Source organism: Streptomyces sp. SKN60 (assembly GCF_026236535.1).
GTDB lineage: Bacteria > Actinomycetota > Actinomycetes > Streptomycetales > Streptomycetaceae > Streptomyces.
The window spans coordinates 78,451-101,456 of the sequence record NZ_JAHTMW010000024.1 but is presented as its reverse complement, the minus strand read 5'-3'; the positions used below and the strand labels follow the sequence as shown (position 1 = coordinate 101,456).

21 protein-coding genes and 1 tRNA gene are annotated in these 23,006 nt (G+C 71.1%); 4 read left to right on the top strand and 18 right to left on the bottom strand.

What is annotated here, in order from left to right; genetic code table 11:
• The first annotated feature begins 27 nt into the window (after positions 1 to 27).
• Entirely contained in the window at positions 28 to 237 is a 210-nt protein-coding gene (locus KV205_RS30985; RefSeq protein ID WP_265868110.1) for a hypothetical protein, read from the top strand.
• A 28-nt stretch (positions 238 to 265) separates the two neighbouring features.
• Entirely contained in the window at positions 266 to 1,630 is a 1,365-nt protein-coding gene (locus tag KV205_RS30980) for an MFS transporter (protein WP_374214753.1), read from the top strand.
• Here the strand turns inward: KV205_RS30980 and KV205_RS30975 are convergent.
• Positions 1,563 to 2,366: a S16 family serine protease gene (locus tag KV205_RS30975; RefSeq protein ID WP_265868109.1), complete on the bottom strand. Its 804-nt coding sequence runs from the start codon at positions 2,364 to 2,366 to the stop codon at positions 1,563 to 1,565. The genes KV205_RS30980 and KV205_RS30975 overlap by 68 nt on opposite strands.
• Positions 2,367 to 2,401: 35 nt before the next feature.
• Entirely contained in the window at positions 2,402 to 3,442 is a 1,041-nt protein-coding gene (locus KV205_RS30970; protein WP_265868108.1) for an acetylhydrolase, read from the bottom strand.
• A gap of 85 nt (positions 3,443 to 3,527) precedes the next feature.
• Here KV205_RS30970 and KV205_RS30965 point away from each other — a divergent pair, with 85 nt between their 5' ends.
• Positions 3,528 to 4,508, top strand: coding sequence for a helix-turn-helix domain-containing protein (locus KV205_RS30965; RefSeq protein ID WP_265868106.1), 981 nt, complete (start codon positions 3,528 to 3,530; stop codon positions 4,506 to 4,508).
• Between the two features lie 248 nt (positions 4,509 to 4,756).
• Here KV205_RS30965 and KV205_RS30960 read toward each other — a convergent pair whose 3' ends face one another.
• From KV205_RS30960 to KV205_RS30940, 5 genes are all read right to left on the bottom strand, one after another.
• A complete protein-coding gene (locus KV205_RS30960; RefSeq protein ID WP_265868104.1) occupies positions 4,757 to 5,398 on the bottom strand; it encodes an IclR family transcriptional regulator in 642 nt (213 codons plus the stop codon).
• Positions 5,399 to 5,801: 403 nt separating this feature from the next.
• On the bottom strand, positions 5,802 to 7,598 hold the full coding sequence (locus KV205_RS30955; RefSeq protein ID WP_265868125.1) for a DEAD/DEAH box helicase: 1,797 nt from the start codon (positions 7,596 to 7,598) through the stop codon (positions 5,802 to 5,804).
• Between the two features lie 123 nt (positions 7,599 to 7,721).
• Positions 7,722 to 8,138 (bottom strand): type II toxin-antitoxin system death-on-curing family toxin, encoded by a 417-nt coding sequence (locus tag KV205_RS30950; RefSeq protein ID WP_265868102.1) that lies wholly within the window; start codon positions 8,136 to 8,138, stop codon positions 7,722 to 7,724.
• On the bottom strand, positions 8,135 to 8,308 hold the full coding sequence (locus KV205_RS30945) for a hypothetical protein (protein WP_265868101.1): 174 nt from the start codon (positions 8,306 to 8,308) through the stop codon (positions 8,135 to 8,137). The genes KV205_RS30950 and KV205_RS30945 overlap by 4 nt, the downstream gene beginning before the upstream one ends.
• Before the next feature lie 9 nt (positions 8,309 to 8,317).
• The gene (locus KV205_RS30940) at positions 8,318 to 9,835 is read right to left on the bottom strand and encodes an MFS transporter (protein WP_265868100.1); all 1,518 of its coding nucleotides are present in this window, start codon (positions 9,833 to 9,835) and stop codon (positions 8,318 to 8,320) included.
• 201 nt (positions 9,836 to 10,036) lie between these two features.
• On the opposite strand from KV205_RS30940, the gene KV205_RS30935 reads away from it, so the two are divergent.
• A tRNA-Cys gene (locus KV205_RS30935) sits at positions 10,037 to 10,108 on the top strand.
• Between the two features lie 59 nt (positions 10,109 to 10,167).
• Here the strand turns inward: KV205_RS30935 and KV205_RS30930 are convergent.
• The 11 genes from KV205_RS30930 to mycP all read right to left on the bottom strand — a co-directional run bounded on the left by KV205_RS30930 (position 10,168) and on the right by mycP (position 22,995).
• Positions 10,168 to 10,815 carry a hypothetical protein gene (locus KV205_RS30930; RefSeq protein WP_265868099.1) on the bottom strand — a complete coding sequence of 216 codons (648 nt, stop codon included), beginning with the start codon at positions 10,813 to 10,815 and terminating at the stop codon, positions 10,168 to 10,170.
• Between the two features lie 27 nt (positions 10,816 to 10,842).
• The gene (locus tag KV205_RS30925; protein ID WP_265868098.1) at positions 10,843 to 13,185 is read right to left on the bottom strand and encodes a hypothetical protein; all 2,343 of its coding nucleotides are present in this window, start codon (positions 13,183 to 13,185) and stop codon (positions 10,843 to 10,845) included.
• Positions 13,186 to 13,218: 33 nt separating this feature from the next.
• Entirely contained in the window at positions 13,219 to 13,599 is a 381-nt protein-coding gene (locus KV205_RS30920; protein ID WP_274711048.1) for a hypothetical protein, read from the bottom strand.
• A 319-nt stretch (positions 13,600 to 13,918) separates the two neighbouring features.
• Complete coding sequence (locus KV205_RS30915; protein WP_265868096.1) at positions 13,919 to 14,386, bottom strand: hypothetical protein; 468 nt, start codon at positions 14,384 to 14,386, stop codon at positions 13,919 to 13,921.
• Between the two features lie 104 nt (positions 14,387 to 14,490).
• Positions 14,491 to 16,347: an alpha/beta hydrolase gene (locus KV205_RS30910; protein ID WP_265868124.1), complete on the bottom strand. Its 1,857-nt coding sequence runs from the start codon at positions 16,345 to 16,347 to the stop codon at positions 14,491 to 14,493.
• Between the two features lie 5 nt (positions 16,348 to 16,352).
• Complete coding sequence (locus tag KV205_RS30905) at positions 16,353 to 16,628, bottom strand: hypothetical protein (protein WP_265868095.1); 276 nt, start codon at positions 16,626 to 16,628, stop codon at positions 16,353 to 16,355.
• Between the two features lie 328 nt (positions 16,629 to 16,956).
• Complete coding sequence (locus KV205_RS30900; protein ID WP_265868094.1) at positions 16,957 to 18,102, bottom strand: S8 family serine peptidase; 1,146 nt, start codon at positions 18,100 to 18,102, stop codon at positions 16,957 to 16,959.
• A gap of 11 nt (positions 18,103 to 18,113) precedes the next feature.
• Complete coding sequence (locus tag KV205_RS30895) at positions 18,114 to 18,710, bottom strand: hypothetical protein (protein ID WP_265868093.1); 597 nt, start codon at positions 18,708 to 18,710, stop codon at positions 18,114 to 18,116.
• A gap of 71 nt (positions 18,711 to 18,781) precedes the next feature.
• Positions 18,782 to 21,103 (bottom strand): hypothetical protein, encoded by a 2,322-nt coding sequence (locus tag KV205_RS30890; protein WP_265868092.1) that lies wholly within the window; start codon positions 21,101 to 21,103, stop codon positions 18,782 to 18,784.
• Between the two features lie 14 nt (positions 21,104 to 21,117).
• Positions 21,118 to 21,555: a hypothetical protein gene (locus KV205_RS30885; RefSeq protein WP_265868091.1), complete on the bottom strand. Its 438-nt coding sequence runs from the start codon at positions 21,553 to 21,555 to the stop codon at positions 21,118 to 21,120.
• 219 nt (positions 21,556 to 21,774) lie between these two features.
• Positions 21,775 to 22,995, bottom strand: coding sequence for a type VII secretion-associated serine protease mycosin (mycP, locus tag KV205_RS30880; protein WP_265868090.1), 1,221 nt, complete (start codon positions 22,993 to 22,995; stop codon positions 21,775 to 21,777).
• Positions 22,996 to 23,006: the final 11 nt, after the last annotated feature.

Sequence of the window (23,006 nt, the reverse complement as noted above, 5' to 3'; positions counted from 1 at the left end):
GCACCTACCGGAAAGGCCACCATCACCATGCACGCCGACATCCACCTGACGCTGCACCACCTCGCCGACGCCGAGCGCGAGCTGTCCGCCGTTCCCGTCGCCGCCCCTGCCGCCGCCGTCGCGCCGCCCTTGCGCGTCCAACTCGGCTGGCGGGTCGTCGAGTTCGGTCTGCGGCTCGCGCTGCCCGAGGGCCACCGCGCCACCGCCTCCCGCGCCGCGCACGCCGTAGCCGCCTGACCGACGACCGAAACCGGGGGGAACCACCGTGCCCGCGCGCACCGACACACACGCACGCCCGATCTCACACTCACACACCGCATCCCGTCTGCCCCTGACCGCCGTCCTGTCGGCCAACGCCATCTCCATCAGCGGCAATTCGCTCACCCTCATCGGCGTCCCGTGGTTCGCCCTGGAGACCACCGGAAGCGCCGGCAAGGCCGGTCTGGTCGCCTTCTGCGCCGCCGTGCCCGTGGTCGTCTCCGCCATCGCGGGCGGTCCGGTCATCGACCGGATCGGCCGCCGCCGGGTCTCCGTCGCCTCCGACCTGATCTGCGCCCTCGCGCTCGCCGCGATCCCGCTGCTCAACCGGGCCGGTGTGCTGCAGTTCTGGATGCTGTGCGCGCTGATGGCCGTCACCGGCCTCTTCCACGCGCCCGGCGAGACCTCGCGCCATGTGCTCGTGCCCGACCTCGCCCAGCGCGCCGGCACCCCGCTGTCCCGCGCCGCGAGCCTCTACGACGCCGTCTCGCGCGGCGCCCGGATGACCGGCGCCGCCGTCGGCGGCCTCCTCGTCGCGCTGATAGGCGCCGACACGGTGCTGTACGTGGACGCCGGTACGTTCCTACTGTCGGCGCTGCTCGTCCTGGCGGGCCTGCGGGGCGTCCCGGCGGCCGAACCGCTGCGCGACGCACCGGCGTTGAACCTCGCCGCGTACCGCGCCGACCTGCGCGAGGGCTACTCGTTCCTGCTGCGCACCCGGCTGCTGCTCGCCGTCGACCTGATGGTGATGGTCACCAACGGGCTCGCCCTCAGCTGGAGCGCGGTGCTGCTGCCGATCCACGCCCGCGAGGAGCTCGGCGGCTCGGCCGCGCAGGGTCTGCTGGTCGCCGTCTTCGGCGGCAGCGCCCTCGCCGGCGCGCTGCTCTACGGCGCGGTGGGCCACCGCTTCCCGCGCCGGCCGGTCTTCACCGTCGGCTTCCTGATATCCGCCGCGCCGATCCTCACGGCCGCGTTCACCGACACCCTCGCGCCGATGGTGGTGGCGGGGGCGTTGGGCGGGCTCGGCGCCGGGGTGCTCAACCCGATCCTCACCACCGCCTTCTACGAGGTGGTGCCGGAGGAGCTGCGCAGCCGCGTGGGCGGTGCCAGCACGGCCGCCGTGCTGCTCACCACCCCGCTCGGCGGCCTGGCCGCCGGCTTCCTGGTCGAGAGCGTGGGCATCACCTGGGCGCTGCTCACGATCGGCGGGGCGTTCGTCCTGACCACCCTGTCGCCGCTGCTGTTCCCGGTCTGGCGTGAGCTGGACGCCCCGGCCAAGCCGTCGGCCGAGGCCGGCACAGGTCCTAGCAGCTCGGGACCTGCGACTCCTGCCCCTGTTCCAGTGCCCGGAGGGACGCCACCGCGTCGCTGAGCGCGGTGACGGGGACCAGGCGCAGCCCCTTGGGCAGTTCGGCCTCGGCGTCGGAGCACTCGGCCTTCGGGACGAGGAAGACGGTGGCGCCGTCGCGGGCGGCGGCCTGCGTCTTCAGGGACACCCCGCCGACCGCGCCGACGGTGCCGTCGGGCTCGATCGTGCCCGTACCGGCGACGGTCCGGCCGCCGGTCAGGTCGCCGCCGTCGCCGTCCCCGTCGATCTTGTCGACGATGCCGAGGGAGAACAGCAGTCCGGCGCTCGGGCCGCCGACGTCGGCGAGGTGGAGGGTGACCTTGACCTTCTTCGGGTCCAGCTTGAGGTAGCCGAGGGCGGCGAGGGTCGCGTCGTCCTGCGACTCCTTCATCTGCCCCAGGTTGTGCTGCTCGATCTCCTCGTCGGACTGGCCCGTCGGATAGACCGAGGACTTCGGCAGCACCGCCCGGTCGGTGCGGAACCAGGCGTCGGCCACGTCGCCCAGGTCGATCGACGCGGACGGCCCGGTCGCCAGGATCGTCGTCATCCGCAGCTGTCCGTCGGTCGGGCGGACCGGGGCTCCGGTGACGGTGATCACCTCGCGCCCCTGGTCCTTGCCGAGGACGTCGGCGGTGGTGCCGGGCTGTGCGATGGCGTACGGCAGCGGCGCGAGCCCGGCGACGGCGAACAGCGCGGCGACGGGCAGGGCGCAGAGCGCGAGGGCACGGGTGCGCGGGAGACTGGCGAGACGGGAGAGCACGCCCCCAGGCTACTGGGCGCCCGCCCCGGGCCCTGCTACGGCAGGTGGCGGGCGAAGAAGCCGCCCACCCGGCGCCGTACCGCCGCGATCGTCCGGTCCGGGTCTCCGGGGCCCACCAGCGCGGCCCGCGCCTCCGCCGTGACGAGCCCCGCGGCCTGCAGCCGGGGCACCAGGGCCGCGTAGTCGTTGAACGCCCAGTGGTTCGCGTCCCGCAGCCGCGCCCGCTCGCCCGGGACCCCCGCCCAGGAGGAGTCGATGCGGGCGGCGCCCTCGGTGAAGCCGTCGGTGCGGAAGAGGAGCAGGGGCCGGCCGGTGTCCGGGACGGGGTCCAGGTCGAGGTAGCCCTCCAGGTTGGCGACGGCGCGGACGCGGGGGTCGGCACCGGCGGCGTACACGGCGGCGGTGCCGCCGGCGGAGTGCCCGTAGATCCCGATGCCGGAGGCCTCCGGCAGCAGCCGGGGCACCTGGCCGAGGACGAAGCGGAGGTCGGCCACCCGGGTGTCGATCATGGTGCGGAAGGTCGACGGGTCCGGCGGCCCGTGCAGGGCGGTGGTGCGCAGTCCGCTCGGCAGTTCCACCTGGCTGGCGTCGCCGGGGTGGTCGACGAGGACCACGGTCCGGCCGTGGCTCGCCAGGTCCTCGGCCAGGCCGCTGCCGAGGCCGCGGGCGTCCCCGCCGCCCGGGCTGTAGAGGAGCACCGGCCGCCGCCCCGGCAGCGGCGGCGCGCCGATGTGCCCGTGGGTGCGGACGCTCCCCCAGTCCACCGTGCCCTCCGCCGGGAGCCCCTGGTGGATCCACGGCGCCAGCTCGGCGAACGCCTGTGCCTCGGCCTGGGTGAGCTGCGGGGCGCGCGGGCAGCCGCGCACGCCGGCGGCCGGGTACAGGACGGTGAGCATCACCTCCCGCACCCCGCCGACCCAGGGGTCGGTACGGGAGGGGTCGGTCAGGGCGAGGGTGCGCAGCCCGACGGGGTACGGCCCGGTCGGCGCGGGCAGCGGCAACGCGGGGCGGCGCGGCGAGGGGGCGACGATGGGGGCGATCAGGGCGCCTTTGAGGAGGGTCCGTCGTGAGGTCATGCGAGCATCGTGGGAGCGGGGCGGGCCGCGCCGCGAAGGTTCAGGCCCTGACCGAAAGGCTTGCGGGGAACGGGGAGTTGTACGGGTGCTGCGGATCCACTTCACGGCCGACGATCTCGCCCGGGTGCGCTTCGCGCCCCGCCCGTCCCCGCTCCAGGAGCTCCACGCGGCCCTGACGACGGCCGTCGCGCCGTTCCCGGCGGGCCCGCTGTTCGGGCGCTGGCGCGCCCGGATCCTGCGCACCCTGCCGACCGCCGCCGCCCCGCTCGCCGACCTCGTGCCGGGCGGCCGCCCGCCGGCCTTCCTCGACGTCCTCGGCGACACCCTGGACGAAGCCTTCGACCGCATCCGCGCGACGCGCCCCGAGACCGTGCGGGCCGAGCTGGAGCGGGTGTACGGGGCGGGGCCCGCGCCGCGCTGGATCCGTGGCCTGCACGCGGGCGAGGCGGCGTCCTGGCGGGCCGTGCGCCGGGCCCAGCGGGCCGCGTACGAGACGGTCCTGGCGCCGGTCTGGCCCCTGGTCCAGGACCTGCACCGCGACGCGTTCGCCCGCCACGCCCTGACGGTCGCCGAACACGGCCTGACCGCCGCCCTCCTGTCCCTCGCGCCCGGCACCCGCTTCGACGGCACCGTCTGGGAGTGGCCCGCCGCCGCCCCCGACCGCGACATCCACCCGGCCGGCCGCGGCCTGCTCCTCGTCCCGACCTTCCACCACCCCTCGGGCCCCCTCCTCCACGACCTCCCGCCCCACCCGGTGGTCCTCACCTACCCGCCGAGCCCCGCCCTTCCGCCGCCCGCCCCACAGCCGGAAGCCCCTGAGGACCCCCTGGCAGCAGCCCTGGGCCGCACCCGCGCGGCCCTCCTCCGCCTCCTCACCACCCCTCTGACCACCACCGAACTGGCCCAAGCCCTCCACATCAGCAACGCGACCGCCTCAACCCACGCAGCCGCCCTCCGATCCGCCGCCCTCCTGACCACCACCCGCACCGGCCGCTCGGTGACCCACACCCGAACGCCCCTGGCGGACCTGGTGGTGGGCGCGCGCGGGGGCGGGGGGAGGTTGTAGGGCGCGGGTGGGCCCCCTCGGGCGAGGCCCGTGGGGGGGCGGGCACGGCGTACCGCCGGGAGGCTCTCCGGTGCCCCGGGCCGAAGCCCCAGGGCGCGGCCGCAGGCCGCGGCCCCCGCCCCGCGGCGGCCGCGCGCATGTCGGACCTGGGCCCGGGCCGTAACCCCAGGGCCCCTGCGCCCGCGCCCCGGGCCGTAACCCGGGGGAGGCCGTACGACCCAGGGCCCTGACCCCGGCCGCCGCGCGCTCTAGCGCAGCGCGTCGGCGACCTCGCGGGCCGCGTCCACCACGCGGGGGCCGACGCGTTCGGGGACGGCGTCGGCGAGCATGACCACGCCGACGCTGCCCTCGATGCCGGTGACGCCGACCAGGGGCGCGGCGGCGCCGCTGGCGCCGGCTTCCAGTTCGCCGTGGGTGAGGGTGAAGCCGGGTTCGATGAGCTCGCCCTGACGGGCGGCGAGGATGGCGCGGCCGGCCGCCCCGCGGTCCAGCGGGTGCCGGAAGCCGGCGCGGTAGGCCACGTGGTAGTCGGTCCAGGTGGGTTCGACGACGGCGACGGCGAGCGCGTCGGCCCCGTCCACCAGCGTGAGGTGGGCGGTGGCTCCTATGTCCTCGGCGAGCGAGCGCAGCGCGGGCAGCGCGGCCTCCCGCACCAGCGGGTGCACCTGGCGGCCCAGGCGCAGCACGCCGAGCCCGACGCGGGCGCGGCCGCCCAGGTCGCGGCGGACCAGGGCGTGCTGCTCGAGGGTGGCGAGCAATCGGTAGACGACGGTCCGGTTCACCCCGAGTCGGTTGGACAACTCGGTGACGGTCAGGCCGTGGTCGGTGTCGGCGAGCAGTTTGAGGACTCGAAGTCCCCGGTCGAGCGTCTGGGAGGTCTCCGCGGTCACGACGCCCTCTCCTTCGGAGTGAGTGACAGCGGACTCGTACGAAAGCTGCGACACCGGTCCCATCGGCGACGCACGTCAGAGGCCGCCGGCAGGACGGGGTACACCGGCTGCGCTCCGCGGCGGCGCTGCCACGGGGCGTTTGCTTGAGCCGGGACAGTAGCGGCGTGCTCCGCTCAGCGGAAGACCTCGTCCAGAATCCGGGCGCCGACGACCGGATACGGGCGGTTCGGGACCTAAGTCGGCCGAACGCGGGACTTTGGCGGACAAGGGGGCCCGGTTCGTCCCCGTAGCGTGCGAGGTGTGCCCGGGGCCGACCGTGGGGGCCGGCCCCGGGCACGGCCGAGGCCCGTACGCCGCCTGCGTACGGGCCTCGAATCGTGGGAATCGTGGGATCGGACCGGGCTCACCGCATCCGCGTGGCCCACTCCTGCACCTTCTTGATCCGCTCGCGGATCTGCCCGGCGGTCGCCTCCGCGCTCGGCGGCCCGCCACACACCCGGCGCAGCTCGGTGTGGATGACACCGTGCGGCTTGCCGCTCTGGTGAACGTACGCACCGACCATCGTGTTGAGCTGTTTCCGCAGCTCAAGCAGCTCCTTGTGGGAAACGACGGGCCGCCGTTCCGCCGGAAGCTCCAACAGGTCGGCCTCCGTGTCCGGCTTCTTGCGGCTGTGCGCGATCTGCCGGGCCTGCCGCTTCTGGAGGAGCAGCTGCACCTGGTCGGGTTCGAGGAGCCCGGGGATGCCGAGGTAGTCCTGCTCCTCCTCGCTGCCGGGGTGGGCCTGCATGCCGAACTCGGCGGCGTTGTAGAGGACGCGGTCGAAGACGGCGTCGGACTCCAGCGCCTCGAAGGGCAGCATGTCCTGCTCGCCGGTGTCCTCGTCCTGCTGCCGCTCCGCCTCCGCCATCTCCTTCTCGGACTCGGCGTACGGATCCTCGTCCTCGCCCGCCTTCTTCGGCTTGTCGAGCACGTGGTCGCGCTCGACCTCCATCTCCGTGGCGAAGCCGAGGAGGCTGGGGATGGTGGGAAGGAACACGGACGCCGTCTCGCCGCGCCTGCGGGATCGCACGAAGCGCCCGACGGCCTGCGCGAAGAACAGCGGGGTCGAGATCGTCGTCGCGTACACGCCGACGGACAGCCGCGGCACGTCGACGCCCTCGGACACCATGCGGACCGCGACCATCCAGCGGTCGGTGTTCTCGCTGAACTCGTCGATGCGGTTCGAGGCGCCGGTGTCGTCGGAGAGCACGACGGTGGCCTTGGTGCCGGTGATCTCCCGGATCAGCTTGGCGTACGCGCGGGCCGAGTCCTGGTCGGAGGCGATGACCAGGCCGCCGGCGTCCGGGATGGACTTGCGGACCTCGGTGAGCCGCTGGTCGGCGGCGCGCAGCACGTTCGGCATCCACTCGCCGCGCGGGTCGAGCGCGGTGCGCCAGGCCTGCGAGATGGCGTCCTTGGTCATCGGCTCGCCGAGGCGCGCGGCGATCTCGTCACCGGCCTTGGTGCGCCAGCGCATGTTGCCGCTGTAGGAGAGGAAGATGACCGGCCGGACGACGCCGTCGCCGAGCGCGTTGCCGTAGCCGTAGGTGTAGTCGGCCGAGGAGCGGCGGATGCCGTCGTTCCCCTCCTCGTACGTGACGAAGGGGATCGGGTTGGTGTCGGAGCGGAACGGCGTGCCGGTGAGGGCCAGCCGCCGGGTGGCCGGCTCGAAGGCCTCCAGACAGGCCTCGCCCCAGGACTTGGAGTCTCCGGCGTGGTGGATCTCGTCGAGGATGACGAGGGTCTTGCGCTGTTCGCTGCGGTTGCGGTGGAGCATGGGCCGCACGCCGACGCCGGCGTACGTGATGGCGATCCCGTCGTACTCCTTGCTGAGCGGCCCGGCGCTGTAGTCCGGGTCCAGCTTGATCCCTATCCGCGCCGCGGCGGCCGCCCACTGCTTCTTCAGGTGCTCGGTGGGGGCGACGACCGTGACCTGCTGCACCACGTGGTGGTGCAGCAGCCAGGACGCGAGGGTCAGCGCGAAGGTGGTCTTGCCGGCGCCGGGCGTGGCGACCGCGAGGAAGTCACGGGGCTGCTCCTGGATGTACTTCTCCATCGCGCCCTGCTGCCAGGCTCGCAGCTTGTTGGCGGTGCCCCAGGGGGCGCGGCCGGGGAAGGCGGGAGAGAGGTGGTGTGAGGAGGTGGCGGTGGTAGTCACGATCTCCGGTTACGGTTCGACGCTCGTCCAGACGCTCGTCCAGATATGACAACCGGGCCACCTTACCGGTGCGACCGCCGCGACCCCGTACGAACGAGCCCGCGTCGAGGCGCCGTGAGACCGTCCTCACACCGGCCCTCGGGCCTCTCCCGAAAGCGTTCTCAGACGCCCCGCGATGTCGGGTATGTCCGCCAGCTCGCCCCCGGCCACGCCCACGACCAGCTCGTATGCCCGGTCCTGGTCGGCGTCGGCGAGATCGACTCCGTTGACGGCGAGGAAGACGGCGGCGGAGAGCCAGGCAGCGCGCTTGTTGCCGTCGACGAAGGGGTGGTTGGAGGCGAGGGCGTGGAGGAGGACGGCCGCCTGCTCGTAGAGGTCGCGGTACGCGCTCTCGCCGAACATACGGGCCCGGGGACGGTGCACCGCGGACTCCAGGAGCCCGGGCGCGCGCAGCTCGGGGTCGCCGTCGCCGGTGAAGGCGAGGCGGGCGACGGCGGTGACCTCGGCGACGGTGAGGAAGCGGGTGCCGGTGGTGCGGCTCATGCTCCGAGCCTCCGGAGGAGGTCGTGGTGGCGGAGGGCGAGCCGCTGGGCCGCGTGCGTGACGCGGGCGGTCTCGACGTCGACGTACCGGCGTACGGCCTCGTCGACAAGCTCGTCGACGGAGACACCTCGGGCGTCGGCGAGATCGGCGAGGTCGGGGTGTCGTTCCATACCCGAACCCTAGGCAGGACCGGACTCCGCAGCCACCGCCTTTCGGTCGCGGAGGCGGGTGGCGACCCAGCCGCCGAGCGCGGCGACCCCGGCCATGGGCAGGAAGACGGCGGCGAAGGCGGCCGGGTGGGACCCGGTGGCGGCACCGGCGGCACCGGCCTCGGAGACGGCGTGGCCGACCGCGCCGCCGCCGAGCGCGGCGAAGGCGGCGCCGCCGGCGGCGAGGAGAAGGACGTTGGAGAGGCCGTCGGAGATCTGGAGGGCGGCGGAGTTCGCCCCGGCCTCCTCGGGCGCGGAGAGCTTGAGCAGCAGGACGCTGGTGGAGGCGATGACCATGCCCATGCCGAAACAGCCGAACGCCCAGGCGACGGCGACCACCCACACCGGCACGCCCTGGATCAGCACGCTCGGCGCGGCGGCGACGGCGAGCGCGACAAGCACCATGCCGAGGACGACCAGGCGTTCGCGGTACGGCTCCGTGCGCGGCTGCGACTGCACCCAGGAGCCGAGCGCCCAGGTCAGGCCGCCGACGGCGAGCGAGAGCCCGGCCAGGGTGGGGCTCAGTCCGCGCTGGGTGACCAGCATGAGCGGTACGAAGGACTCGGCCGCGATGAAGGAGCCGGCCGCGACGCCACGGAGCAGCACGACCGAGGGCAGCCCGCGGGCGGCCCGGTATGTGCCACGGGGCAGCAGCCCGCGCACGGCGGGCACGAGCAGCGCGACACCGGCCGCGGCGGGCAGCAGCGAGAGCCAGCGCAGCTCCTGCCCGGCGTACTGCAGCAGCGCCGCCCCGAGCGATATCGCGAACGCCAGCCGGATCCGCCGCCGGTCCCACGGCATGACGGGCGCCTCGGGGTCGGCGGGCCCGGACGCGGTACGCCGGATCGCGGGCAGCGCGAGCGCGAGCGGGAACACGACGAGGGCCGGAATGCCGACGAAGACCCAGCGCCAGCCGAGCTGCTCGGTGATCGTCCCGGACGCCAGCGGCCCGACCACCGACGGCACGACCCAGCTCGCGGCGAACGCCGCCATGATCGCCGGCCGCAGGTGCTCCTCGTACGCCCGGCTGATCACCACGTACAACGCGACGATCACCAGCCCGCCGCCGAGCCCCTGCACGGCCCGCCCGAGGATGAACAGCCACATCGCGCCCGCCGTCCCGGAGAGCAGCAACCCGGCCGCGAAACAGCTCATCCCGACCGTCAACGGCCCGAGCGGCCCGCTCCGGTCCGACCACTGCCCGGACAGCACCATCCCGAACAGACTGGTCGTGAAGTACGCCGAGAACGCGAACGCGTACAACGGCACCCCGTCCAGCTCCCGCGCCGCGACGGGCATCGCCGTCCCGACGGCGGTCGCCTCGAACGCGATCAGCAGCACGACGGACACGATCCCGATGCTGAGCGCCCGATGCCCCCGGTCGAGCACGGACCCGCCGCCTGCGGATTCGGACGGCACGGCGGCGGGCGGCGGTGCGACGGCGTCGACGACGTCAGCGTCGACGTCACGCGGTTCGAGGGCGCTCATACGCCCAGAGTAAGGGTCGTAGCCGGATATGGCCCCTGTCGCGAGTCCCATCCCTCCTGCCCCGATGGTCGTACGCCCCCGGCCCGATCACCGGGCCCGATCACCGCGCGCCCATGAACGGGGTATGGCAGTCGTGTTGCGTCCCCGGCGAAACCATTGAGCTCCCTCTTCGCCCCCGCCTAACGTCGTTCCTGTCACCACGACCGTGTGCCCGAGTGGTTGAGGGGCTCGCCTGCAAAGCGAGTTACGTGGGTTCGATTCCCGCCACGGTCTCTGGACCGGGATTGGGGCGGCTCTCCGAGGGGAGCCGCCCCTTTCCGTTCTCCTCGGGGCTACTCGGGCCTGGGCTTGAGCACGGGCTTTTCGGGGAGCCCCGCGTTGTTCTCGCAGCCGAGTTTCTTGACGAGGGCGAGGGTGACGGAGTGGAGGACGGTGAGGTTGGCTTCGCGGACGGCGGGGGTGTCGGGGAGGTCCGGTCGTCTGAATCTGAGCATCCCGTCGAAGCGGGCGGGCCGCTCCCGGGATCCTTCGAGCCGAGGACTCACACAGGTCACGAACAGATACGCGGCTTGCGGACCGGACCACGCTTCACGCCCCATGCCATACGGGTGCAGACCGACCGGGTCGGCATCTCCGATGAGGTCGCTGTCGTCGTACCGTCCGAAGAGGATGTCGACCCGGTCCGAACGGCCGGCGGCATCGGCGCGGCAGAGGCTACGGCTCCGCGACCGCAACCCGCCCTCCGCGTAGTCCTCGGTCAGCTGCGCCACGACGCGATCCAGACCGCCCCTGGGGTCGTGGTCGAACTTGTCGGTCCTCAGCACCGTTTCGAGGGCACGGGCCGCCTCGGGTGAAAGCGTGTCGTCGCACTGCTGCGCGGCTGTGACGCGCTGCGCCTCAGGCTCTTCGCCTCCTCCGCAGCCAGTGAGCAGGAGGCATGCCGCCAGCCCCGACACACCGGCCCTGATCCCTTTCCTCATGTGAATCCTCGGGTCGACCGCGCGCGATCAACCGGTCTCGGAGGCGTTACCGGTCTGCCCCGTCAGGGTGTTGCCCTTCCCGTAGCCGATGTCGACCGCGTCGATGAGGTCCTGCCTGCAGTCGCCGCTCACCTGCGATCGGTGTACCTGCAAGAAGCGCTCCATGGGCGCTTCGGCGCTGTACCGGCCGGCCTCGTAGATGGCCTTCCTGTCCTCGTGGATCTTGTCCTCCGCCGCGTCCTTGTGGTCCTCGACCGCCTTGTCGGACCAGTCGCCGACGACCTGTCCCGCGAGCGTCTCCATGGCGCCGGAGCCGGTGTCGACGGCAAGCGGCACGATGATCGCGGCGGCTCCCGCGGCGGCAGCCGTAGCCGGCAGGAAGGCCACGCCGGCCCCGATGGCTGCGCCGGTGCCGAACTCCACCCAGGCGGCCTTCTTCGCTTGCGCCTTCTCGTAGTCCTCGTGCAGCTTCATGCCCTCGGCCTCGACCTGCCTTGCTCGGGCCTCGTCCAGCACCCCCTGGAGCGAGGCGCCGGTGCGTACGGCCTCCCGGGCCCGGTCCTCGGCGATCCGGCCGTCCGGTCCGACCTGGGCCTCCAGCACGCTGGTGGTGTACAGGCGCTCGGCCGTGGACATCGTCGCGTACGCCTCCGGGTGCTGCCCCAGGGCGCTGAGGAAGTCGACCGCCGCCGTCCTCCCGAACCTCAGGTGCCCGGCACCGTCCCCACCAGGTGCGAACGGAGCCGTCGACTCGTTCTTGGTGAGTGCCCAGTTGAGGTCGTCGACATAGCCGGCACCCATGGTGCCGAGGCTGTCCGCCAGGGCGGAGTGGTGCTTCTTGAGGAACTCGGCGTCGCCGCCGTACTTGTCGACGACTCTGGCCATGATCCCCGCGGTCGTCTCGTCCCGCCTCAGCTCCGGCTTCGGGTCGTCCCACCCGTGCCCGAGCGTCGCCGCCTCCAGCGCGTGCCCCAACGCGTCCGGCAGGTAGTCCGCGGCCTTCTTCTTCTCGTCGGGATCGTTGCTGTCGATGTCGCCGAAGGACTCGTACTTCTCGTTGGCGAAGAAGTCGAGGTAACTCTCGATCTTCGAACCGTCCTTGCCCTTGCCGAGGTCCAGCGTGCCGCCCGCACGGCCGTCCACCCCGTACGCCGTCGGCTCGGCCGAGAAGAACCGCTTCGCGGCCTCCGGGCTGTGCCCCAGCGCCTCCAGCATCGGGATCATCGGGTCGTACCCGGCGCCGTTGACGCCCGACGGGTTGAAGCGGTTGTGGAACCAGCCCTCCACCATCGGCTTGTTGTCGTTGAAGAGGCGCGGGTCCTTCGCGTGGAGCTGGGCGACGTGCTCGGCGATCGGGACCAGGAAGCGGGGGTGGTAGTCGCCGTGGCGCAGGATGCCGCCGAGCAGCTGGTAGCCGAACGCCGGGTTGTGGTCGCGCGGGGAGGACGGGATGCGCTCGGTGCCGAGCCGGCGCATCTCGGTCGACCACGTCTCGGTCCACGCGTCCCCGCCCCGCGTCGCCGTGGCCAGGTTCAGGCCCAGGTTCCTCTGCAGGTCCTGGACGTCCTTCAGGCGCTCCGCGTCGAGCTTCACGCCGCCGGTCGCGTCCCCGGCGAGCCCGCCGAAGAGTTCCAGGGCGCCCTTGGCGCCGAGGCCGTCGTAGAAGGTCCGGGCGAACTCCCTCGAGCCCTGGTGGTCGCCGAGCAGTTCGTTGAGCCGCACCAGCTCCGCGTGCGAGAGCCCGCGGCCCTCCCGGCCCTTCCTCGCCAGGGCGAGCGCCCGGTCCGCCTGCTCCGCGTCCAGGCTGCCGTACTTCGGGGCGCTGAACTGGTGCCTGTCGCCGGTGATGTCGGCCCGCAGCGCGTTCGCGCACGCCTCGTCGGCGTCGTCGCAGCTGTCGATGACGGCGTCGAGGCGACGCTGCAGCGCCGCGATGTCGACGCGCTGCTTGCGCAGGGCCTCGGCGTAGTCGCGGTCGTAGTGCGCGACCGCCTCCCGCTCCAGCGAGAAGGCGGCTTCGACGACGCCGTTGCTCTTCACCACGAGCCCCTGGTGCGGGGCGTCGGTCTCGACGAGCGTCGTGAGGTCGGCCTTCGCTTTCCTGAAGGCGTGGTAGCCGTCTTCAAGGACCTTGTGGATGCCGTCCGCGGCCTTGGCCGCGTCCGCGAACTCCTTCGCGGTCTTGTCGATGAAGGGCTTGGTGACCTCGGCGTTCACGCCGCGCCAGTCCTCGGCCCCGGCCTTCGCGGCCATCGTCTTGCGCGCGTCCTCGGCGAGCCGGTCGAGCCGGCCCTTCATCTCGGACCAGCGGTCGGCCGCGGCCTTCATCCGGTCGAGCGGCGCGTGGTACACGTTGTCGAAGGTCAGCACGATGCGCTACCCGCCCCCTACTCCTGCTCGTCCCTACGTGAAGTACTCGCTGATCCTCGACACGGCGATCGCCGTTCTGATGTCCTCGTCGTCCTTCGCGTGGGCGGCCGCGCTGTAGTCCAGGTGGTTGGAGATGTGCGCGCAGGCGTCGAGGAGGGTGCCCAGCTGGGAGGCCCAGGTCTCCTGGACGGTCGCCAGGGCCGGGCCGGTGCGGAAGCCGTTGTGCGACAGGCAGGTCGCGGCGTCGGTGGTGTCCGTACGGGCGTGGTGGCCGTCCTTCGCGAGGCGGCCGTGCAGTTCGTGGGCGGCATGGCCGATGGCGCCGAGGTGGTCCTGCCGGAACCCGAGATCGGCACCGCCGCCACCGGCACCACCGCCGGAATCCGGGGCCGTACCCGTACGGTTCAGCCGCATGCTTACCCGGCCGGCCGCGGCGCTCCGCGCGGCGGCCCACTCCTCGTCGAACGACACAACTGTCCCCACCCCTGCACCCCTGCCCCGCCCCAGGCGTCCTCGCTGCCGCTGTCGGAGCACCGGACTCTACGCACGCGTACGACCGGATGAGGGGGCCCGCGTCAACGCGACGCCGGCCCGCCCCCGGGGCCATGGGGGCGGGGCCCGGTGCGGGCGGGGCTCGCGGGGCGGACGGCTGACACCCGTACGGGTGGGGCTACTCGGTCAACTCACCGTCACGGCACAGGCGTCACGCCCGCCGGCTCAGCGGCCCGCCGGCTCAGTTGGCCGCCGGCGTCGTCGCCGACCAGAAGTCGGAGGTCACGTTCGGCGCCGTGGGCGGCTCGTTGTAGTAGTCGCGGCCGTGCGGCGCCGACGTGGGGGGCTTGACGTCGGACTTCTCCACGCAGGGCGTCGTCACCTCGAAGTGGGCCTGCCCCTTCCAGCCGATCAGCACGCTGGCCTGGAACCCGTCCGGACTCACGTAGTACGCCGCCTGCTTGTCCTTGCTCGTCGCGCGGAACGTGAAGCCCTTGCTCTTCCAGTGCCGGTCGACCAGACCGAGGAACGCGCCCCTGCGCTGCTCGGAGATGATCGTCATCACGGTGCGCGAGCGGTCGGTCGAGCAGTTGCCCGCCATCGTCGGCCGATGGGTCCACTCCACGGGGGGCTGGATCGCGCCGAGCACGTCGTCCAGGATCTCGTCCGCCCGGTCGGCGGCCTGCTGCATGTTCATCTTCGGGTCCACCTTCGGCACCTTCTCCTCACCACTCCGCGCCGGCCCACCGCCCGTCATCGCACAACCTGTGAGCAGGGTCGCGAGGCCTGCCACGGCAAGCACCCGCAGTCCCCTCATCGCCGCGCCTCCGGGATGATCTTGCCGGGCTCGCCGGCGACGATCGCCGCGATGTTGTCTGCAGACATCTGGTCCTTCTCGGGCGTGAAGTAGTTCGAGTGCGCGCTGAGGTCCGGCCGAGTCTCCCAGAACTCGGGGAACTTCACGTCCACCAGCTCGGGACCGGGGTCGACCCGGAAACGGGTCGCTCCGAAGGCCTCGCTGGCCGGGTCCTTGCCGAAGTAGATGTCGTCGTGGCCGCGGTCGAACGTTTCCGCAATGCCGTAACCGCCCAGTCCGCCCGAGATCGCGCCGGTGACCGTCCCGACGATGGGCGGGCCGGTGAAGGTGCCCACGATCCCGCCGAGCACCGTGCCTCCGATGGCCGCCTTCGACTCGCCCTTGCTCGGCAGCTTGGTGACGACGTCGTTGTCGGCCGCGCCGACGAAGACATGGCCGGGGTCGACGCCCAGGTCCGTGGCCTTGTCCACCCCGACGCCGGGGCTGCCCACCAGGATGATGTCGTCGACTCCCGGAATGCCGCCGTCGTGGAGCTGGGTGGCCTGGCCGACCGTGAGCGAACCGTACGAGTGGCCGATCGCCGTGATGTGCGCGGCGTCGCCGTGGTCGTTCGTGGCCGACAGGCCCTCCATGAAGGAGCTGTACGCCGGAGCGCCGTTCCTGGCGTCGTCCTCCGACATCACGTCGATGTCCTGGGGGGCGTCGTAGCCCAGCCAGACGATGGACGCGCTGGACGGATCGAGCTTCTGGGCGCCGACCGCGGTGTCGTACGCCCGCTTCACCGTTCCGCCCGCGAACGACCCGTCGAGCTTCGTGCCCAGGCCCGGAACGTACGCCGAGACGTTCGTGGCCGTGTCCGGATTGCCGAAGGACACGATGGCGCGCCCGTTCCCCTGGTCTCCGACGCCCAGCAGGAACATGGGCGGCTGGCTGCCCGCGTTCAGCTTGTCCTGGATGCCCCGGAGGCCGTCCAGCTTGGTCATGGACGCCTCGTCGCCCTGGTCGGCGAGCTTGCCCATGAGCTGGGGCAGGTAGGTGCGGTTCGCCTCGTCGCGCGCGACCGCGGGGATGCCGTCCAGGTTCCCGATGGTGTCGGGGTACGCGGCCAGGTAGGCGATCTTGTCGTCTTCGCTGAGCCCGTTCCACCACTCCTTGCGGTCGGCGGGGCTCTGGTTCAGCGGGATGTCGTCCTTGTAGACGTCGTCGGCCGCTCCGTGGACCGCGCCGGCGTCCTTGCTCACGTCGGCCCAGGTGTTCTCGGTGACGTCCAGGCCCTGCTCGGCCTTGAGCCGGCGCACGGCGGCGGCGTACTGGCCGTCGATCGTCCGCGCCTCCGAGAGCGCGCTGCCTATCGCGTCGGCGATGTCCTGCGCCTTCGCGGCGTTCGGATTGAGGTTGGCCGCGGCCCGGACGTCGTCCATGATCCGCCCGAACATCCCGTCCGAACGGCGCACAGTGTCGCCCTGCGGCTTCTGCCCGTCGATCTCGGGGCCGGCGGCGGGATAGCTGACGGAACAGTCGGGGTGCACGGTGAAGCCGAGGTGCTCGGCGTCGGCGAGCGCGTCGAGGAGCCTGCGCTGCGGCGCGGCCAGTTCCTCGGCGAGTCCGCTGAGGGACACCTGCATCAGACCGCACTCGGTGTGGATGTACTGGTAGTTCCGGCCGAGCCGGCCCAGGCGGGCGGCTGCCGCGATGGTCCCCATCCCCTTGGTGACGTCGGTCAGCTTGGGGACGATCTCCTTGTCCAGCTTGCCCCGCGACTCGTAGGCCCGCTTGCTGACCTCGCCCCAGCCCCTGGCTGCCTCCACCAGCTCGTTGAGCTTCAGGTCCTTGAGCTCCTGCATCGACATCATGGGCGTCACCGACCTCCCTTGTCCTGGGGGGACGAGGGCGCCACGGCCGCGAAGTGGGACCGCAGGGTCGTCTCCATCTCACCGTGGTCCTTGGCGACCTGCCGCAGCGACGGCTCCAGACTGCCCGCCTCGTCCCGTACGGCCTTCAGCCGCTCCTGCCACGAGAACAGCACCGCGCTGAGGGCCGCCGTGGTCTCCAGACCCTCGGTGTTGGCCTGAACTCCCTCATGGGCGGTGCCCAGTTGCGTCAGTCCCGCATTGGTGTCCGACTGCAACCCCACGACCGCGCCCGCGGCACTCGTCCAGGGCCCCGCGGACTGCTTGAGATCTGCCTCCCCGCCGACCGCGCCACCGCCACCGCCACCGGCTCCGCCTGCCCCGCCGGGCTCGGGAGCGACACCCGCCAGGCTCATCCCCTGCTCGGGGGAAGCCCCCGCGTCCCCGCCCTGGCTCAACAGATCGAGACGGCTTCGCGATTGCATGTCTCCAGCCACAGTTCCTCCCCCGCTGTTGGCTCGATCGCACATCAACACGCCATTGTTTCCAGACGTGTTGACACGCTACCGGGACCACCCCTCCCGCACGCAAGTGCAACAGCGCATCCGCGTCTCAGCTCTGCGGCGGCTGCTGCTGGTGGTGGTACGAGGTCGGGTACGTGCCCTGGTACGGCGCGTACGCGGGCGGCGGCGCGACCGGAGGCGTCCGGCGCCGCCGCGCCCGTACGACCGCCACGGTCACACCCCCACCGACAAGCACGGCCGCGCCCACACCGAGGGCGACCCACAGCCCGGTGTTCCCACCGTCGTCGGAGGACGCGGAGGCGGCCGGCGGGGCCGTGGCGGGAGCGGACGAGGACGGAGCGGCGGAGGGCGAGGCCGAGGCGGAACCTGACTGCTCCGACAGCAGGTCCGGAATCGGCCGCACACCCGCGGGACCGGGATCCCCCGGGGTCTTCAGCGCCCGGAGCGGACGGACGGCGCCGTAGCCGATGTAGTCGTTGCGGCCGGCACCGTCATTGGGAGCGGCGATGGTGTTGAGCATGACCTTGAGGACCTGGTTGTTGGTCCAGTCGGGATGCTTGGCCCAGATGAGGGCGGCGGAGGCGGAGGCGAGGGCGGTGGCGTCGCTGGTGCCGTGGGACTTGCACAGCCCGGTGCCGCCGCCGCAGGCGTGAACCATCTGCTCGCCCGGCGCCACGATGTCGACCTGGGGTCCGTACTGGGACTCCTTGGTCCGCGTCAGCTTCTTGTCGATGGCGCCCACGCCGACCACGCCGAGGGTCGCCCCTGGGAAGCCGACCGCGTAGCGGATGGCTTCCGGGACGACCCTGTTGAACTCGGCGTCGCTGTCTGCCTGGCTCTGGCTCCCCGCGCTCAGGCCTGGAACCCGGATCGGAAGGATCTTCACCCCGGGCGCCAGGCCGAACGCACCGTCGCCGCCGCCGCTTTGTCCCGTGCCGGCGATCAGGCCGGCCATGCCGGTGCCGTGACCGTCGTAGTCCGTGTGCTCGTCACCCTTCTCCTCAGGAGCCAGGTTCTTGCCGTCGAGCACCTGCCCCAACAGATCGGGGTTCTTGTCGTCCACGCCGCTGTCGATGACGGCGACAGTGACACCCTGCCCCTTGCTGATCTGCCAGATCTCCTCGGCATGCATGGTGTCGAGGTGCCACTGCCGCACGCTCTCCCCGTACGCGGGCGTCGCCACCACCCCGAACGCCGCGAGCCCGAGCACCCCGACCGCACCGCGCCACAACACCCGCTGCGTTCTCACAAAGTGTCCGGAATCGCGAGCGTTTCCTGACACCCCACAAGGCTGCGTGTGTTCCGGGCGAGGCTCGCGAGCAGCCTCCCTGACAGGCCACCGCCGTCGTCGTCGAGTCCCTCGGCCCGCAGCCTGACCTCCAAGGGAAGCTGTTTCCCTTGCCCTGGCGCTGTACCCGGAACCGTGCAGACCATGACCACCGCACGGCCGTCAACCAGGCTTTGTTCCTTCACGTACACGCCGTCGGAAGCCTTGTGCCACTCAGAGGCGTCCGCGCCCTTGGAGACAAACTCCATGGTGAACTGGGACCACTTGACCGTGCCGGCGAGGTTTCCCTCGCTTTGCCGGACGTCCCGGAGCTGGCAGGGACGATACGAGGTGCGCTTGAGGTCGTCCGACTCGGCACGCCAAGCCCGCGCGTCCTTGAGCAGCTCGTCCTTCGTCGAGTCCACGGACCTGCTGGCAACATCGATCTCGCCCAGGCCGGAACGCACGGTGGCGACGTTGTCCTCGCCGAAGAAGGCCGCACATGTTTTCAGGGCGGCTTGAACCGCCGCATTCGCGGCACCTTGGTCCGCTCCGCTCCCGCCGCTGCATGCCACTGCCGTGAGGGCAAGGGCGAGGGAGAGCGGGAGCGCCCCCTTTGCCCCCCGAGACCTGGGAGTTCGCATCGTCACTTGACCTTCATCGAGCCGCCGACCGCGATCACGCCCCTGTTGTACGCGTCCTCCATACCAGAGAACAGCTTGCGCTTCTCACCGACCGACATGTCGACAGATTCGGCGTAGTTGAGCAGAGGAACCATCGCGCTGCTCTGCCCAGAGAGCTGAGTTCGATAAATCGCGTCCAGCGCCTGGTCGTCGTTCTTGTACTCGTTGTCCTTGAGGTATTGGAGCGTGTCGGTGGCGTAGTTGGTGTTGAGCGTCGCGCCCGCGCTCTCCATGATGATGGGGACGACGGTGGTGGCCACAAGACCCGCGGCGGGCCCGAGCACTACGGCGGATCCAACGCCCACAACCGCGGCGACACCGCCGCTGACGGCTGACTTTCGCCACTCGGCCTGCTTCTCGAGTTCCAGGTTGCGCGCGTCCTCGTCAGTCTTGAAATCGTCCGCGATCTGAATGATTCGGGATTCGTCAAGCAGCCCGTGGACCTTGGTGGCGTTTTCCGCGAAGGCGATGACGTTGTCCTGGTTCGAGTGCAGCGCCCTGATACCACTTGCCTCGAAGACCTGCTGCGCTGCCGACATGGTCCGGTAGGCACCGTCATCCGCGGCGACGGCCGCCATGAACTTCAGGCTTACGCCTTGGCCGAAGTCAGTACGGGCGCTCTTGTCACTGCTGAGCGGGAAGAGCTCACTGCGATTGAGCGAATCTCCGGTTTCACCGAAGTTGTAGATGGAGTAGTTGAGGTCGTCGATGTACGCGGCCCCCATGTTCCCCAGGCTGTCGATCAATGCCTTGTGGCGCTCACGCAGTCCAGAGTCGGCTCCGTATGTGGTCATCACTTCTCGCATGATCGCTGCAGATTGCGCGTCCCGCTTCAGTTCCGGGCTCGGATCGTCCCACGCGTGCCCCGTGGTCGCGGCTTCCAATGCATGGCCGAACGCATCCGGCAGGTAGTCCGCCGTGGCCTCGGCGGAGACATGGCCGGTGCTGTCCTGGAAGGACGCGTACTTCTCGTTGGTGAAGAAGTCGAAGTAGTTCTCGATCGCCTTGCCGTCCTTGTCCTTGCCGAGGTCCAGCGTGCCGCCGGCGCCACCGTCCACCTCGTACGACGTCGGATCGGCCGAGAAGAACTGCTTCGCGGCCTCAGGGCTGTGCCCGAGCGCCTCCAGCATCGATGTCATCGGATCGAAGCCCGAGCCGTTGGTCCCGGACGGGTTGTACGGGTTCTGGATCCAGCCGCCGGTGTTCTCGGAGAAGAAGTTGGGAGACTTGGCGTGCAACTGCGTCACGTGCTCGGCGATGGGGACCAGGAACCTGGGGTCGTAGGTGCCGTACCGCATGATGCCGCCGAGCAGCTGATAGCCGAGCGCGGGCTTGGTCTCGTACGAAGTCAGCGGAATGTACTCGGTGCCCAGTCTCCGCATCTCGGTCGACCATCGATCGGCCCACTGGTCCCCGCCCCGGGTGGCGGTCGCCAGGTTGAAGCCCAGGTTCTGTTGCAGGGCTTGGACATCCTTCAGACGTTGCTTGTCCGGCTCGCCCGCCCCGAAGTCGTCTCCGTACGTATCCGTGGACAGCCGCGCGAAGAACTCCAGCGCCCCCTTCGGGCCGAGACCGTCGTAGAACTTCCTGGAGAACTCCTGCGAACCATGATTGTCCTGAAGGAGCTCGTTCAGCCGCTGCAGCTCCTCATGGGAGAGGTCGGCGCCCTTCCTCGCCAGGGCGAGCGCGCGCTGGGCCTCCTCGGCGTCGAGGCTGGCGTACTTCGGGCCGCTGAAGTTGTGCTTGTCGCCAGTGACGTTGGCCTTGAGCGCATTGGAGCAGGATTCGTCGGCGTCGTCGCAGGCTTCGACGACGGCGTCGAGGCGCAGTTGCATCGCCTGGACGGCCTCGCGTTCCCGGCGCACCCGGTCGGGATAGTCGGGATCGTTCCGGACCTCGGAATCCTTGATCAGGGTGACGGAGTCACGGGCTTCGACGTGGCCGTCCGCCATCACCACCATTCCCTGCGCGGGCGCCTCGGTGTCGATGATCCTCTTGAGGTCGTCCTGCGCCTTCTTGAAGGCGCTGTACCCCTCCTGAAGGATCTTGTGAATGCCGTCGGCCTCCTTGGCCGCGTCCGCGAACTCCTTCGCCGTCTTGTCCACGAACGGCTTCGTGACCTCGGCGTTCACCCCACGCCAGTAGTCGTCCTTGGCCTTGGCCGCCATCGTCGTACGGGCGTCCTCGGCCAACCTGTCCAGCTTGGCCTTCATCTCCGACCAGTCGTCGGCCGCGGCCTTCATCTTGTCGAGCGGGGCTCGGTACACGTCGTCGAATGTCAGCACGGTCACTCCCCGCCCTACTTGAAGTACGTGTTGATCGCGGACACGGCGAGAGAGGTCCTGATCTCCTCGTCGTCCTTGGCGTGCTGCGCCGCGCTGTAGTCCAGGTGGTTGGAGATGTGCGCACAGGCGTCCAGCAGCGCGCTCACCTGGGAGCTCCACGTCTCCTGGACCGTCGCCATCGCACCCCCCGTACGAAATCGGCTACTGCTCATCGATGCCCCGGCCTGCTCGGTGGTCGCCCGGGCGTGGTCTCCGTCCTTCAGGAGCCGGCCATGCAGTTCGAAGGCCGCGTGACCGATCGCGCCGAGCTTGTCATGGTTGACGCCGAGATCCGCGTCTCCGCCGCCGGCACCGCTCCCACCGCTCTCGGGTGGAAGCTGGTTGAGCCGCGTGGCGGACTGCCGTTCCGCTGCGCCCCTCTTGAGCCCGGCCCATTCTTCCTCGAACGACATCGATTCCCCCCGCGCACACGACCGCCGCCATACTCGGCGTGGCCTCGCCCCCCCGGACATGCCGGAGTTTACGCACGCACACGGGTGCACACGGATCTCTACGTCAAGAACGCGCCACCGCCGACACGTCGGTGACCCCACAGCAGCGCGATCTGGACTGTCCGATTCAACTGGACGCGGCACTTCCCCGAGCTGCACCTATGCGTACGGGAACGGTGATCAACTGCGTCGTGAACGCACCAGTGGCACGGCGACAGCAGCCCCCAGCAGCACGGCTGCGCCGACCCCGAGACCGATCCAGAGCCCTGTGCTGCTCCCTGCCCCGGCGTCGTCTGCCTGCGGGGCCGGCGCAGGAGCGGGTTTGGCCGGGGTCGGTGCGGCCGAGGGCGAACTGGAGGAGGTCTGTTCCGCCGTCAGGTCCGGGATCGGGCGCACGTCAGCGGGGCCGGGATCGCCCGGGGTCTTGAGGGCGCGGAGGGGGCGGATGGCGCCGTAGCCGACGCTGTCGTTGCGCTGTTCACCGCCCGCGGGTTGCTTGATGGTGTTGAGCATGACCCTGAGGACCTGGTTGTTGGTCCACTCCGGGTGCTCGGACCAGATGAGTGCGGCCGTCGCCGAGGCGAGTGCCGTGGCGTCACTGGTGCCGGTCGAGTCGCAGAGCCCGGTCTTGCCGCCGCACGCGTGCAGGATTTTCGCGCCGGGAGCGACGATGTCCACCTGGGGGCCGGTCTGGGAGTTCTTCAGTGGCATCAACTTCTTGTCGATGGCACCGACACCAACGACACCGGGAGTGGCACCTGGGTATTCGACTTTGTTGGCCTTGTCGCCGGAGTTGCCCACCGACGCGAAGACCAGGGCGTCCTTGTCGAGGGCGTATTTCACCGCGTCGGTGAGCTCTTGAGAACCCTCTGTTGCGCCGAGCGAGATACTGATGACCCTTGCGCCGGAGTCCGCGGAGAAGCGGATCGCCTGTGACACCGTCCGGTTGACCTGGTCGTTCGAGTCCTTGAGGCTCTTGCTCTGATCCGGCCGAGGAACACGTACCGGGAGGATCTTCGTGCCGGGCGCCAGTCCGAAGGCGCCGTCACCCCCGCCGCCCTTGCCGGTGCCGGCAATGATGCCCGCCATGCCGGTGCCGTGACCGTCGTAGTCGGTGTGCTCGTCGCCCCGTTCCTTGGGCGCGAGGTCCATGCCGTCCAGAACCCGTCCGACCAGGTCGGGATGGTTCTCGTCCACGCCGGTGTCGACGACCGCGACGGTGACGCCCTCCCCCTTGCTGATCCGCCACACCTCCTCGGCGCCCAAGGTGTCCAGGTGCCACTGCCGTGAACGAACGGACTCGGCATAGGCGGGGAAGGCCGCCATGCCCACCAGCAGGACGCCCAAGGCCGCCGATGCGGCGGTACGGCCCCGACTCCGACGGACACTGCTGGTGCGCATCTGTTTCCTCT